Origin of the sequence: Segatella hominis, from assembly GCF_019249725.2 — a bacterium.
Lineage (GTDB): Bacteria > Bacteroidota > Bacteroidia > Bacteroidales > Bacteroidaceae > Prevotella.
Genome location: NZ_CP137559.1, coordinates 1,279,294 through 1,293,161 on the forward strand (window position 1 = coordinate 1,279,294; position 13,868 = coordinate 1,293,161).

Here is a 13,868-nt window from a genome sequence, read left to right on the forward strand (position 1 = left end):
ATAGTATTTTTGCCATACGAAACCAAAGAAACAGGATTATGAAAGAAAACAATATAGAAAAATTAGTTGGCGAGAACCTCAACTTCGTGAAATCTGTAGCCAACAAATATGTAGGTAAAGGTGTAGAATTCGACGATTTGGTAAGCGAAGGCTACATCGCCATGCTACAAGCTGCCCAGAAGTTTGATGCCGAACGCGGCACCAATTTCGTAGGTTATGCAGCCCCATTCATCCGCAAGGCTATGGAACAGGCCATCACGCAGCAAAGCGGTGTCTGCCGTGTTCCTAAAAGCGACCGCAAGTTGATGACACGTTCTGCAAACAGTGCAGTATCTATTGATGCGCCACTGAGCGAGGGCACTCACTATACCCTACTCGACATCATAATCAACAAAGATGCCCTGATAGCAGATGAGAGTACTGTTTTCCAACAGATGATGGACGATCTGCAGAACTGCATCGCAACACTGGATGAAAGAGAACAGGAAATCATCAGAAAATTCTATGGAATAGGCATCGCCCATATCACTTTGGCAGAAATCGCAGAAGATATGAATCTGAAACGGGAAAGAGTAAGACAAATCAGAGACAAGGCGATTCGAAAGATTGGGAAAAATGCAAAGACTAAAATTCTCAAAAGTTTCCTGAGAAAATAATTGCAATCAAAATGAAAGGGATTTAATATATGAGCCTATTACAAAATATAATAAGTCCCTTTTTAAAAGGAGGTCTCTAAATCAAATCTCTTAAAAAAGTCCTCTTTAAAAAGCCCCATTAAGAAACAGCCTCTTAAAAATGGGTCTCTAAATAAACACAAAGAGCCAATTGGTCGTATTTCCATAACTAAAATGCGACCAATTGGCTTTGCCCTTAATAAATATATCATTTATTTGGCACAAGAGCTAAATTGGCTCAATTTGTCCCCAAATTTCACTCTTACTTAGCGATGTGATCCAAGCGATACTGACGTGGAGTAACACCCAGACGCTTGTAGAAATTAGAGTAGAAACTCTGGCGAGTGCTGAAACCAGCCATCTCTGCAATATCCTCGATGGTCATATTCAGATAGCGCTTGTCTGTCAAAAGTGACATTGCATCATTCACACGGTAATCATTTACCAACTCTGGATAGTTCTTGTGGAAACGAGTAGCACAAACAGCAGATACATATCTTGAATTGGTATGCAAATCCTCTGCCAACTTACGTGTATTATATTCCTTATCCTTGTATTTACCTTCAGTAACTACAATTCTCAAAATCTCATCACGTAAGCGGTCTTTAGTCTCTTCACTCAGAAGCGTTTGGTAGCGCGCATTCTTTTCTTTCTTTGGGGTAATATTATACTTAGCCATAATGTTATGTTGTTAATATCATAAAATTTGTTTGTTTCTTTCGCAAAGATAGTCTTTTTTCGCTAAACATCCAAATTTTTTTTACTCTTTTTTGAAATTTAAGTCAAATAAATTGCTTATATGAAAGAAATTGAGTAATTTTGCAGAAAATACGAACCATATTATGGCTTGTTGAATATCTAAAAACATATCAATGATGCATGATATACAACATGTGATTACTCAGATATCATCTAAGTATTACACAATCCTACATGTGTATTGATAATTAATATATATATATATAATAATGTGTAACAACTACTAAATTTGGCAGAATGAAACAGATTAAGCGTTTTTTCAAGATATATCTCATATTGGTAGTGCTGTTTGTGCTGCAGAAGCCATTGTTCATGCTTCTCACTCATACATCAGCAGCCCAGCCTTTGGAAGATTCATTCAGTACTATGCTGGCCGTCATCTGGCACGGTTTGCAGCTGGACCTCTCCATGGCGGGATACCTTACGGCCATTCCTGCCCTGCTGCTTCTTGCCTCTATCTGGATCAAGGAAGAAATCATACGTCCTGTATTCTCCATCTATTTCGGCATCATTGCTGTGTTTATGAGTTTCTGCTTCGTGCTCAACATTGCCCTGTATCCCTATTGGAATTTTCCTTTGGACAGTACTCCGCTCTTCTATTTCTTCACATCGCCTGCCGATGCCTTTGCCAGTACAAGCATCTGGGTGGACCTGTTAGGATTCATCTGTCTGATACTCTGCGCTGTAGCCATCTGGTTCGTACTCTCGCTGACCATCAGGGAAAAGAAAAAGCGCAGATATGGTTCTTATAGCCGACCATATAGTACATCAAGTGATTTTGACAGACACCGTGGGCGCACTTCCATCATCATGTTGCTGCTTACAGGCCTGCTATTCCTTCCTATCAGAGGAGGCGTAACGGTTTCTACCGCCAATACCGGCAAAGTATATTTCAGCCAGAACAGTTACGTAAACCATTCAGCAGTGAATCCGATGTTCAGTCTGATGGAGTCTCTTGCCCATCAGGAGAATTTCGCCGAGCAGTATCGCTTTATGGACGAGAAGGAAGCAAATAAGATTTTCGCCACCATGACCAGTCAAAGCGATGAAAACACCTATCCGCTGCTCAAGCCAGAGGCTATGGGGGGAACACCCGATATACTTCTCGTGATTATGGAAAGCTTCGCCAGCGACCTCATGCCGTCTATGGGAACACAGAAGGATGTGGCTGTACAACTGGACTCGATAGCCCACCAGAGCATCCTCTTCACACGGTTCTATGCCAACAGTTTCCGCACCGACAGAGGACTGGTTTCCATTCTGAGCGGTTATCCGGCACAGCCTACCACCAGCATCATGAGATATCCTGCCAAGACAGCCCATCTGCCTTCCATCGCCAGATCATTGGTTAACCAGCGGCATTATCAGACCTCCTATTATTATGGAGGAGATGTAGATTTTGCCAACCAGCGTTCCTACCTGATATCACAGGGATTTCAGAAGATTATCTCGGATGCAGATTTCCCAATAGAAGAAAAACTCAGCAAATGGGGCGTTCACGACCATCTGGTAGCCAACAGAATGATGGATGACATCCGAAAGGAACAGAACGGAGCACCGAGATTCAGGGTTTTCCAGACCTCCAGCAGTCATGAGCCTTTCGAGGTGCCTTACCACAGACTGAAAGACCAGCGTCTCAATGCCTTCGCTTATACAGACAGTGTGGTGGGAAGCATTATACGGCAATATAGCAAACTGCCACGCTGGAAGAACACTATCGTGATTTTGGTGCCAGACCATGTGGGAGCCTATAAAGAGCATCTGGACAATTTCGACCGAAGCCGCTATCAGATACCGCTCATCATAGCCGGTGGCGCCATCGCCAAACCGTTGAAGATTAATTTGATAGGAACCCAGCACGACATTGCAGCTACACTCTTAGGACAGTTGGGCATCAAGCACGATGACTTCCTGTTCTCCAAGAACATGCTGAGCGAAGCAACACCGAAATTTGCATTCTTCACTGTGCCGGACGCCTTTGGAGTTGTCACGGAAGAAAACTCAATCATCTATGATAACAAGGCAGGGAAAACTGTATATGACAAGGGTAAGAAAGGCTATAACCTGAAACGGGGGCAGGCCTACCTGCAGAAACTTTACGATGACATCAGCAAAAAATAAAACTTAAACATGGACGGAATCATTAATTATCTGAATCAAATAGACACAAATATATTCCTGTATTTCAATGGTCTCCACAACCATTATTGGGATTACTTCATGACCATGTATTCTGACAGATTTGTCTGGATACCATTCTACGCAAGCTTCCTGTATGTGATGCTGCGCAATTTCCATATCAAGGAAACAGTTACCTGTCTGCTGGTCATCGTGGCCATTATATTCATCTGCGACCAGACTGCCTCTACCCTCCTCAAACCGATGGTAGAGCGCATGCGACCAAGCAACCCCGACAATCCGATTTCGCCGATGGTACATGTCGTGTTCGGGTATCGCGGAGGCAGATATGGATTCCCATCCTCTCATTCAGCTAATGCCTGGAGCATGGCATTCTTTGCTATGTTCCTGGTGAAGCGCACCAAGCTGACGATATTCCTCACCATCTGGGCGCTGCTGATGAGCTACTCCCGCATCTATCTCGGAGTGCATTATCCAGGCGACCTGTTCGTAGGTATGATTATCGGACTGATTACGGCTACGGCTTCATACTATGTCTTCCGAAATTTCGCAAGAAACTATACAGATAAGTTTAAACCGAGTGGTATGAAACTCAGATATCAGAGATATCCGATATACACAGGACTTCTTTCCATTTGGGTGATGCTGATGGTTAGTGGAATCTTAGCTTACCTCAATTAAGGCAGATCTGAAAGAAAAGGACCAGCTGAAATAGAAGTTAAATTTAAGCAACAATAATTTAGTAACACAAAATCTTTAACGTATGAAAAAGTCAATTATGATGGCCCTCTGCATGGCCATGTTGGTATTCGCAGCATCTTGCGGCAACAAAAAGGCAGAAACAACAGCAGAACCTGCTAAAGTAGAAGTAGAAGTAATCACTGACTCTGCATTCCAGCAGAAGGCTGCAGGTGACTATGCAAGTCTTGACCAGAAGACAGTCATCACTTTGAACAGCGACTTTACTGTTACCACCAAGAACTACAAGAAGAACTACTACAAGTGGGAGTTCATGGTACAGCCACAGGGTTCTGAAGCAAACATCATGCTCGCAAGCAAGGGTATGGATACAGATATCAAGGATCAGGCAATCATCGATGTAGAGGAAGGCAAGATCGTAGTTAACAACGAGACATTCCGCAAGGCTGCCAAGTAATTTAAAAAGAAATAGCCTATGATTGTTTTTCCATGTGCCAAGATCAACCTTGGCTTGAACATCGTAAGCAAAAGAGAGGATGGTTACCATAATCTGGAAACCGTCTTCTATCCCATCCCACTGTATGATGCATTGGAAATCAAATACATGGATGAGAAATTTCCGAGCGATACCGCCTGCGACCTGAAAGTGACAGGCAATGTTGTGGATTGTGACGAGCAGAAAAATCTGGTGGTAAAGGCTTACCATATTCTGGCAGCCGACTATCAGTTGCCACGCATCCATACCCATCTCTACAAGCATATCCCTTCTCAAGCCGGTCTTGGCGGCGGTTCTTCGGATGCAGCCTTCATGATCAGACTTCTCGATGAGCGTTTCCGTCTCAACATCGGTAATCCGGAAATGGAACGTTATGCAGCCCGACTGGGTGCCGACTGTGCTTTCTTCATCGAAGCAGAACCTGCTTATGCGGAGGGTATCGGAGATGTACTGATGCCTGCAGATGGTCCTGATGGCAATCTGCAAGGATACTATCTTTGTGTCGTAAAACCCGACGTCGCTGTAAGTACCAAGGAAGCTTACAGTGCCATCACCCCGAAGAAACCAGCCAAGAGCTGCCGTGATATCGTGCGTCAACCGATAGAAACCTGGAAAGAAGAACTTGTCAATGATTTCGAGGAACCTATCTTCAAGATGCATCCGGAGCTGGCAGCCATCAAGCTAAAACTTTACGACCAAGGTGCAGCCTACGCCTCCATGAGCGGTAGCGGAAGTGCCCTCTATGGCATCTTCAAAGAAGAGCCAAAGGGAATCGAAGAACAGTTTGACGGCATGTTCTGCGAAGTGATGAAACTATAGCAGAAAGCCGTAATCAGATCAGTAAAGAAACTCTAAAAGGAAATAAACATGAATGAAGAAACTCATCAGAAGCTGATGAAGATTAAGCGAAGTTTTCGCCTCTTAATGAGTGGTCCTACCTCTCAGTCGATGACCCAGAAAGGCTTAGGCTATAAGATCAACTGGGGCGTACCTTTCATAGAACTGAAGAAGATGGCCTTGGAATATGGCAAGGATTATGAACTGGCCATTGAACTCTGGAAGGAAGACATCCGTGAATGCAAGATTCTTGCCACCCTCATCATGCCGGCAGAGAAGATGCTGCCAGAGATAACAGATATTTGGATGGAACAGGTCAAGAGCCAGGAAATGGCAGAGATGCTGGCATTCAATCTTCTGCAGTATGTGGATTATGCTCCTGCCATTGCCTATGAATGGATTGCCACAGACAAGACGCTTTATGAGATAGCTGGATTCCAACTATTGGCAAGGCTTTTTGCCAACGGACAGGAAGCCAACGAGAGAGGCATCAATGAGTTTCTCGACCAGGCTGCAGTTGCCTTACAAGGCGATAATATGGGTATCAAGCATGCTGCTGCCAACTGTGTATTGCGCTTTGCTGACCTCGGTGAAGAATACGAGAAGATTGCTCGCGCTGCCCTGAAGGGTATTTTTGAATTATAAAACTTAATCCAAGAAGAAAAAGAAATTTCCTTCCTTTAGATTTAAAAAAAATCCTTTGGGATTAAGAAAAAGAAATTCCCCGCTCCACAAGAATCACTTGATTCTGATGAAGCGGGGGATTTTTATATCGTACTATGAAAATAGAATGTTCATCACATTGCAGATTTAATTTTTTTTCCCTTTTCTTTTCAGTTCCAGTTTTGGAATCTTCACTTTCTGTCCTGTTTTTATCTCAGAACATCCGTTAATGGCCTGCATATAGCATTCCATGCCAGGGCCCAAATAGAGTTTACTCAATCCAGCTAAAGTCTGACCACTCTTAGCCGTCACGGTTTTTTCTACGCCCACAATACGATAAGCACCCGTTCTGATGCGAGGATCGTTGAGATACTCAGAAGCCTTTTCAGCCATCTTCACGGCATTATTAGCTTGTGCCATCCGGATGCTGTCCTGCCTGGCCTTTTTCTTCATTGCCAACTGAGCATGGTCTGTCTGCTCATTGTTTGCCTGAGCACCATTAGCCAGAACGTTCTTTGCGTCAGTTTTATCATCCGAGGAAGCAACAGACTTCGCTGTATCCACAGGAGCAACTACCGTTGGCTTAGGTTTTGGTTGAGGCTGAGGTTTGATAGCCTTCAACTGCATCTCCATCTGCTCTTGGCGCGCCTGCATTTTGCCGTAAGTAAAGGCAAACCAGCATAAGCCACCCAAGAGAGCAACAAAGACCACACATACTAAGGCGACCACATATTTTGGTATCACGAGATGGTGATGGTCTGAAGCATAAGTTTCAGAGAAATCATCTGCTGAGGTCTCAACGTTTTTCAATTCTGAAGACAAAGCAACGTTTTCTTCAGAAATCGGGGATTTCACTTCTTGAGGCTGCTCAACTTTCTGATTATTTTCCTGAGTCAACTCTTCGTTCAACAGACTCTCTTGAGACAGGTCATTTTTCTCTCCATCATCCTGAGACTGCAACTTTGCATCCGACAGATTCTCCTGAGACTGCAACTCTGCATCCGACAGATTATTCTCCTGAGACTGCAACTCTGCATCCGACAGATTATTCTCCTGAGACTGCAACTCTGCATCCGACAGATTCTCCTGAGACTGCAACTCTGCATCCGACAGATTCTCCTGAGACTGCAACTCTGCATCCGGCAGATTCTCCTGAGACTGCAACTCTGCATCCGGCAGATTCTCCTGAGACTGTTCTTCCTCCCGAGACTGCCTTACGTTCTGATCAAGCTCTTGAGGCTGTTCTGCATTCTGCTCCTCTAAAACCACCTCGTCATCATGGCGTTCCTGCTCTTTCTGCAGCAGCAGTTCCTCTTCCCTTTCCATATTGGCGAATTTCTCGTCAATATCAGAGAAATCGACACCATCATTCACCACAACAGTTTCGAATTGGGCAAAAGGTTTGTTGATGATTTCCTTCAGGATATTATCCGGAGTAAAAGAAATCTTATCGCGCCCCTCTATCAGGATTCGCTCACCGGTATTGACATCCACACTCTCCCTATCTTTCACGGAAGTAATCTTGAAGGTACCCAGCCACTTCATTTTGAGCAACTTATCCTCCTGGATGCCGGCACCGGCAACCTCAAACATGGTGGCAATAAAGCGCTCCGCCTCAGCCTGGGTAAGTCCACGCTTGCTGGCAACAGCCTTAGCCAAAACAGACAAACTCGACTTATTCATCTTCCTCCCCTCCATTATTTATTTTTTCCTTGACGGAAGCAACAGGTCGGAATCCGAGCACAAGTTTCGGCGGAACCAGCTGGCGCTTCTTCGTGAGCGGATTGACCACCACGCGCTCCAGTCGTTTCTTCACCTCAAAGGTGCCGAAATCAGGAATCGTCACCTGTTCGCCCTCTTCAAACTGAGCAATCATCGCATCAATCACCTTTCTCACCAGGCGTTGAGTATCTTCCTGTGAGAATCCGGTTTTGCGAGCCAGTTCAGCTATGTATTGTTTATTGTTCATCTTATATCAATCTCCATAAAGATTCTTAGACCAATTCTCCATACAGATCAAACTCTTCACTTGAAGTAATCTTCACGTCATAGAAGTTACCCACTCTCAGTCGCTTGGTGGCAGGAATCAGCACCTCTGGATCCACCTCAGGAGAGCAAAATTCCGTTCTACCGATATAATAGTCGCCTTCCTTGCGATCGATGATGACCTTGAGTACCTTGCCCACCTTTTCAGCTTCCACTTCAGCACTGATATCCTGCTGAAGCGCCATCAACTGGTCCAGTCTGCTCTGCTTCACTTCCTCCGGAACATCATCTTCATAATGCTTGGCACTGTAGGTACCTTCCTCCTCCGAATAAGCGAAAGCACCCATGCGCTCAAACTTCGCCCATTTCACGAACTCCATCAGTTCCTGGAAATCCTCCTCTGTTTCTCCTGGGAAACCGACGAGCAGTGTGGTTCGGATATGAATTCCCGGCACCTTTTCTCTGATAGCCTGAATCAGTTCCATCGTCTCCTTCTTGGTCACATGGCGATGCATACGGTCGAGCATGTGATCACTGATATGCTGCAGTGCGATATCGAGATACTTGCAGACATTTGGCTTTTCGCGCATCACATCAAGCAAGTCCATCGGGAACTGGTTTGGATAAGCATAATGCAGGCGAATCCACTTGACACCAGGGATATCAGCCATGTCGGAAATCAGATCAGTGATATGATGCTTACCATCGATATCAAGCCCATAATAGGTAAGTTCCTGGGCGATAATCTGAAATTCCTTCACGCCATCCGCTACCATTTCGTGAACTTCCTGCAGGATTTCCTCCTTCGGGCGGCTCACGTGCTTGCCGGTAATAATCGGAATAGCGCAATAGGCACAATGACGGTCGCATCCTTCGGAAATCTTCACGTAAGCATAGTGGCGAGGTGTGGTGAGATGGCGACGACCATTACAAGCAGGCACCTCAGCCTTTCCCAGTTCACTGAGAAGAAGTTTGTAGTTATACTTTCCGTAAAACTTATCAACTTCAGGAATTTCAGCTTCCAGTTCTTTCTGATAACGCTGTGAGAGACAACCCATTACATAGAGTTTTCTAACTTTACCTTCTTGCTTGCGCTGCACAAATTCCAGAATCGTATCGATGCTTTCCTGTTTGGCATCCCCGATGAATCCGCAAGTATTGATGACTGCTATTTCACCTTGAGGACGTTTGGAGTCATGTACACAGTGATAGCCGTTTGCCTCAAACTGCTTCATCAGCAACTCGCTGTCCACCAGGTTTTTGGAGCAGCCCATTGTAATTATATCGATTTCGTTCTTTTTCACGTTTTCTTAATCTACCGTTTTATTTCTAAATTATGAAATCCTTTAAGCCGTCTTTCGAAAAAGAGGACCTTGATTCCGTTTATCATAGAGAGAAGAAAGACAGCCTCATCTTCGTATATCGCAGAAAAAGTCCTTATTATCAGAGAGAGAGGACTTAGTCTTTCTTGAAGAGAGGATTAGCCTTTCTTAAAGAGAGAATCTACGAACTCTTTCTTGTTGAAGAGCTGCATATCCTCCATTCCCTCACCCAGTCCGATGTACTTCACAGGCACCTTCAACTGGTCTGAGATACCGATTACCACACCACCTTTGGCAGTACCATCCAGTTTGGTAATAGCCAAAGAAGTTATGTTTGTAACAGCAGCAAACTGCTTAGCCTGCTCAAAAGCATTCTGTCCGGTACTACCATCGAGCACGAGCATCACCTCATCAGGAGCCTCAGGCAAAACCTTCTTCATGACATCCTTGATTTTCTTGAGTTCATTCATCAGTCCCACCTTGTTGTGCAGTCGTCCGGCAGTATCAATCAGCACCACGTCGGCGCCATTAGCCTTAGCACTCTGGAGGGTATCGAAGGCAACAGAAGCTGGATCAGATCCCATCTGCTGCTTCACCACAGGCACCCCAACTCTCTCTCCCCAGATGCTGATCTGTTCAACGGCAGCAGCACGGAAAGTATCGGCAGCACCGAGATAAACCTTCTTGCCAGCCTTTTTAAACTGATAGGCCAACTTGCCGATGGTAGTAGTTTTACCCACACCATTCACACCGACAACAAGAATTACATAAGGCTTGTGATCGGAAGGTAAATCCCAGTCGTCATTATCATCAGAGTGATTTTCAGAAAGCAGATTAGCGATTTCCTCTCGGAGGATTCTATCAAGCTCAGAGGTAGAAACGTACTTATCACGAGCAACTCTCTCTTCGATGCGGCGGATGATCTTCACAGTAGTCTCCACACCGACATCAGAGGTAATCAAAACTTCCTCCAGATCGTCGAGCACATCATCATCAACGGTTGATTTACCTGCTACTGCGCGTGCCAACTTACTGAATACACTCTCCTTGGTTTTCTCGAGTCCTTTGTCGAGAGTTTCCTTTTTCTTATTATTAAAAAAACCGAATAATCCCATAAGATATAATATTTTCTGCAAAGATAATAGAAAAAGCTAACAACACCAAATTATATTGCAACTTTTTCATAGAAATAAGAAACAAATGAGAAAGATTAAAGAAATGACAAATGAGAAATGACAAAGGAGAAATGAGAAATGAGAAGAAAAAGAAAAGGTCGCAACTCGGTAGAGTTACGACCCATGAATATATTAAGTACTAAATGATTAGTCCTTGAAGAAATCCTTAACAGCCTCGTTAGGTACCATCTTCTCATCGAAAACGTAAGCACCAGTCTTAGGGCTCTTAACCATCTTGATAACCTTTGTATATGCGCGACCATCCATGTTACCTTCGTGGAGGGTAGCGACCGCTTTCTTTGCCATAGTCTATTTAATTGATAAAATTGTTTATAAACTTGTAAGCGAACTTACTTAATCTCCTTGTGAAGAGTCATCTTCTTAAGGATTGGGTTGTACTTCATCAACTCAAGACGCTCAGGAGTGTTCTTACGATTCTTTGTAGTCACGTAACGGCTTGTACCTGGCATACCACTGTTCTTATGCTCAGTGCACTCGAGGATAACTTGTACTCTATTACCTTTTGCTTTCTTTGCCATGATATTTATTCTCCTATTACTTTAATGTCTTTCCAATCTACGTAACCCTTAGACACAGCCTGCTTCAGGGCAGCGTCAAGACCTACCTTGTTAATGAGACGAAGACCAGCAGCGCTGATCTTAAGGCTAATCCAGCACTCTTCTTCTACATAGTAGAATTTCTTGCTGAAGAGGTTAACGTCAAAGCTTCTCTTTGTACGGTGCTTTGAGTGAGACACATTGCAACCTAACTGTGCCTTCTTACCTGTAATTTGACAAATCTTAGACATTTCTATCTTTAATTTTCTAATTCGTTAATTGATACCTATTCCAAACAGAGTGCAAAATTACAAATAATTCTCGTATATACAAAATATTCCTTAGCAGAAACTCAACTTTTAAGTTTTTTTTGCTTTTATCTTCCCCTTTTCGCCTCGATTCCCCATTTTTCACTTCAACATAAAAGAAAAAGGAGTTGCGTCACAGGTCGTCCAAATTGCTATTTTATTCATCGGATGACACGGATTTTATTCGGAGGGTTCTTGCTGCAGCGATTACTCACGGATTGGCGCAGAGGCGACCTATTCGGTCGGTGTAGATACCCCTGGGATTGGAAAAAGCGATTCGCCAGAGATTCCATAAAAAATCTGTGTAATCTGTGAAATCTGTGGGACAAAAAACTTCCACGAAGAAAAATCTGCGTTATCTGCGGAATCTGCGTGACACAAAACAATAAAGGAATTCTTCGGGCGCCAGCCATTGGCCAGCGGCCAAATATCCGTGAAAATCCGTGAGTAATCCGATAAGCAAGAATGCCTCCGATTCATCCGTGAAATCCGATGAAACAAAACTTTGAAGAAATGAAAAAGAGGAAGTGCCATGAACTTATGACACACCCTCTAATATTTTCTAATATCTTGATAAAAGAACTTAATCTTTCTGCAAATCCTGACAGAAGAAAAAGAACTTAATCCTTCTGCAAATCCTGACAGAAGAAGAGCTTAATCTTTCTTCAAATCCTCTTCGTGCTCCTTGAGGAAAGCGAACATAGACTTCAACGCCGTATTGGTAGCGATGGCGAGATTGATGTCACGACCGAAATCGTCTGTGAGTTTCAGAGTGCGCACATCATCCTTGCTGCCATAGCCTATCCAGATGGTGCCCACAGGATTCTCCAGAGTACCTCCAGAAGGACCAGCTACACCCGTAGCAGAAATCGCATAATCCACATGGAGGGCATTGATGGCACCGATCACCATCTCCTTAGCCACTTCCTCACAAACGGCAGTCTGCTCCTCAAGCACCTCATGGCTCACACCGAGCAGGTTCTCTTTCACCTCATTGGTATAGGAAACGATACCACCCTTGAAGTAGTTGCTCGCACCAGGTACTGCAATGATAGCCTCAGCGATACGGCCGCCAGTGCAACTCTCTGCTGTACCCAAAGTCTTATCACTATTGTATAGCATCTCTGAGATGCTCTTACTCAAAATCTTACTTTCAAATTCCATATTTAATATAAAAAAACTATTTGAACGTTACTTTAGAGAACGCAGGCAAGTCTATGGTTGCGAAGTCCTTATCGCGATACTTAAACGTGCCCACGCATCCTATCATCGCTGCATTATCAGTCGTATAACTGAACTTCGGAATATAGATGGTCCATCCGAAGCGCTTAGCATGATCATGAAAGGCATTGCGCAAACCATTGTTGGCAGAAACACCTCCCGCAACAGCCACGTGGGTGATACCCGTCTGCTTCACTGCCATGCGGAGCTTCTTCATCAGGATATCCACGATGGTAAACTCGATGCTGGCAGCCAGGTCGAACTTGTTTTTCTCTACGAAATCAGGATCGTCTGCCACCCATTTGCGGAGACTGTAGAGGAAACTGGTCTTGAAGCCAGAGAAACTATAGTTGAGTCCCGGGATATGCGGTTCAGCAAAAGAGAAAGCCTTCGGATTACCCTGTCTTGCGTATTTATCTACGATAGGGCCACCCGGATACCCCCACTCCAGCACCTTGGCACACTTGTCGATAGCCTCGCCGGCAGCATCATCGATGGTCTGACCGAGCACCTGCATATCATTGTACGCATTCACCTTCACAATCTGGGAGTTTCCACCCGAAACAAGAAGGCAGATGAAAGGGAACGGAGGAGCCGTCTGGTCGTCATCACTTTCCTTGATGAAATGCGCCATCACGTGTCCCTGCAAGTGATTGACATCAATCAAAGGAATGTTGAGCGAGCGGGCGAGTCCCTTGGCAAAGCTGACACCTACGAGCAATGAACCCATCAGACCGGGACCTCTCGTAAAGGCCACTGCACTCAGGTCTTCCTTGGTGATGCCGGCATGCTTGATAGCCTGATCGACCACAGGAACCACATTCTGCTGATGCGCGCGCGAAGCCAGTTCAGGAACCACACCACCATAAGCGCGATGCACCTCCTGTGAAGCCGTGACATTGCTCAACAGCACTCCATTTCTCAAGACAGCAGCCGAGGTATCATCGCAGCTGCTCTCAATACCCAATATATATATATCCTTCTTTTCGTTTTCTTCCATGATTTTATACACCTTATTATATTGATTCTTAC

Annotated in this window: 16 protein-coding genes; 6 read left to right on the plus strand and 10 right to left on the minus strand. The window is 44.5% G+C overall.

Going from position 1 to position 13,868, the window contains the following annotated elements:
• Positions 1 to 38 precede the first annotated feature (38 nt).
• On the plus strand, positions 39 to 656 hold the full coding sequence (locus tag KUA50_RS05170; protein ID WP_022111589.1) for a sigma-70 family RNA polymerase sigma factor: 618 nt from the start codon (positions 39 to 41) through the stop codon (positions 654 to 656).
• 280 nt (positions 657 to 936) lie between these two features.
• On the opposite strand, the gene KUA50_RS05175 is transcribed toward KUA50_RS05170, so the two are convergent.
• Positions 937 to 1,353, minus strand: a complete 417-nt coding sequence (locus KUA50_RS05175; protein ID WP_022111590.1) for a helix-turn-helix domain-containing protein — start codon at positions 1,351 to 1,353, stop codon at positions 937 to 939.
• A 317-nt stretch (positions 1,354 to 1,670) separates the two neighbouring features.
• Between KUA50_RS05175 and KUA50_RS05180 the strand changes: the two genes are divergently transcribed.
• The 5 genes from KUA50_RS05180 to KUA50_RS05200 all read left to right on the plus strand — a co-directional run bounded on the left by KUA50_RS05180 (position 1,671) and on the right by KUA50_RS05200 (position 6,249).
• Positions 1,671 to 3,554: an LTA synthase family protein gene (locus KUA50_RS05180; protein ID WP_218457536.1), complete on the plus strand. Its 1,884-nt coding sequence runs from the start codon at positions 1,671 to 1,673 to the stop codon at positions 3,552 to 3,554.
• Between the two features lie 9 nt (positions 3,555 to 3,563).
• Positions 3,564 to 4,253 (plus strand): phosphatase PAP2 family protein, encoded by a 690-nt coding sequence (locus KUA50_RS05185; RefSeq protein ID WP_218457537.1) that lies wholly within the window; start codon positions 3,564 to 3,566, stop codon positions 4,251 to 4,253.
• A gap of 82 nt (positions 4,254 to 4,335) precedes the next feature.
• Complete coding sequence (locus KUA50_RS05190) at positions 4,336 to 4,728, plus strand: hypothetical protein (protein ID WP_218457538.1); 393 nt, start codon at positions 4,336 to 4,338, stop codon at positions 4,726 to 4,728.
• Between the two features lie 18 nt (positions 4,729 to 4,746).
• The gene (gene ispE / locus KUA50_RS05195; RefSeq protein WP_218457539.1) at positions 4,747 to 5,586 is read left to right on the plus strand and encodes a 4-(cytidine 5'-diphospho)-2-C-methyl-D-erythritol kinase; all 840 of its coding nucleotides are present in this window, start codon (positions 4,747 to 4,749) and stop codon (positions 5,584 to 5,586) included.
• A gap of 48 nt (positions 5,587 to 5,634) precedes the next feature.
• Positions 5,635 to 6,249, plus strand: a complete 615-nt coding sequence (locus KUA50_RS05200) for a DNA alkylation repair protein (RefSeq protein WP_218457540.1) — start codon at positions 5,635 to 5,637, stop codon at positions 6,247 to 6,249.
• A gap of 165 nt (positions 6,250 to 6,414) precedes the next feature.
• Here KUA50_RS05200 and KUA50_RS05205 read toward each other — a convergent pair whose 3' ends face one another.
• The 9 genes from KUA50_RS05205 to tsaD all read right to left on the minus strand — a co-directional run bounded on the left by KUA50_RS05205 (position 6,415) and on the right by tsaD (position 13,836).
• Positions 6,415 to 7,950 carry an HU family DNA-binding protein gene (locus KUA50_RS05205; protein ID WP_256624319.1) on the minus strand — a complete coding sequence of 512 codons (1,536 nt, stop codon included), beginning with the start codon at positions 7,948 to 7,950 and terminating at the stop codon, positions 6,415 to 6,417.
• The gene (locus tag KUA50_RS05210; protein WP_022111597.1) at positions 7,943 to 8,236 is read right to left on the minus strand and encodes an HU family DNA-binding protein; all 294 of its coding nucleotides are present in this window, start codon (positions 8,234 to 8,236) and stop codon (positions 7,943 to 7,945) included. Before KUA50_RS05210 ends, KUA50_RS05205 begins: the two co-directional genes overlap by 8 nt.
• 25 nt (positions 8,237 to 8,261) lie before the next feature.
• Entirely contained in the window at positions 8,262 to 9,557 is a 1,296-nt protein-coding gene (gene rimO, locus KUA50_RS05215; protein ID WP_218457542.1) for a 30S ribosomal protein S12 methylthiotransferase RimO, read from the minus strand.
• Between the two features lie 176 nt (positions 9,558 to 9,733).
• Entirely contained in the window at positions 9,734 to 10,690 is a 957-nt protein-coding gene (ftsY, locus tag KUA50_RS05220) for a signal recognition particle-docking protein FtsY (RefSeq protein WP_022111599.1), read from the minus strand.
• Between the two features lie 207 nt (positions 10,691 to 10,897).
• Positions 10,898 to 11,056 (minus strand): DUF4295 domain-containing protein, encoded by a 159-nt coding sequence (locus KUA50_RS05225; protein ID WP_006849046.1) that lies wholly within the window; start codon positions 11,054 to 11,056, stop codon positions 10,898 to 10,900.
• A 44-nt stretch (positions 11,057 to 11,100) separates the two neighbouring features.
• Positions 11,101 to 11,289 (minus strand): 50S ribosomal protein L33, encoded by a 189-nt coding sequence (rpmG, locus tag KUA50_RS05230; protein WP_006849045.1) that lies wholly within the window; start codon positions 11,287 to 11,289, stop codon positions 11,101 to 11,103.
• A gap of 5 nt (positions 11,290 to 11,294) precedes the next feature.
• Positions 11,295 to 11,558 carry a 50S ribosomal protein L28 gene (gene rpmB, locus KUA50_RS05235; protein WP_022111600.1) on the minus strand — a complete coding sequence of 88 codons (264 nt, stop codon included), beginning with the start codon at positions 11,556 to 11,558 and terminating at the stop codon, positions 11,295 to 11,297.
• A 711-nt stretch (positions 11,559 to 12,269) separates the two neighbouring features.
• Positions 12,270 to 12,779, minus strand: a complete 510-nt coding sequence (locus KUA50_RS05240; protein ID WP_218457543.1) for a CinA family protein — start codon at positions 12,777 to 12,779, stop codon at positions 12,270 to 12,272.
• 16 nt (positions 12,780 to 12,795) lie between these two features.
• Complete coding sequence (gene tsaD, locus KUA50_RS05245; RefSeq protein WP_218457544.1) at positions 12,796 to 13,836, minus strand: tRNA (adenosine(37)-N6)-threonylcarbamoyltransferase complex transferase subunit TsaD; 1,041 nt, start codon at positions 13,834 to 13,836, stop codon at positions 12,796 to 12,798.
• Between the last annotated feature and the right edge of the window lie 32 nt (positions 13,837 to 13,868).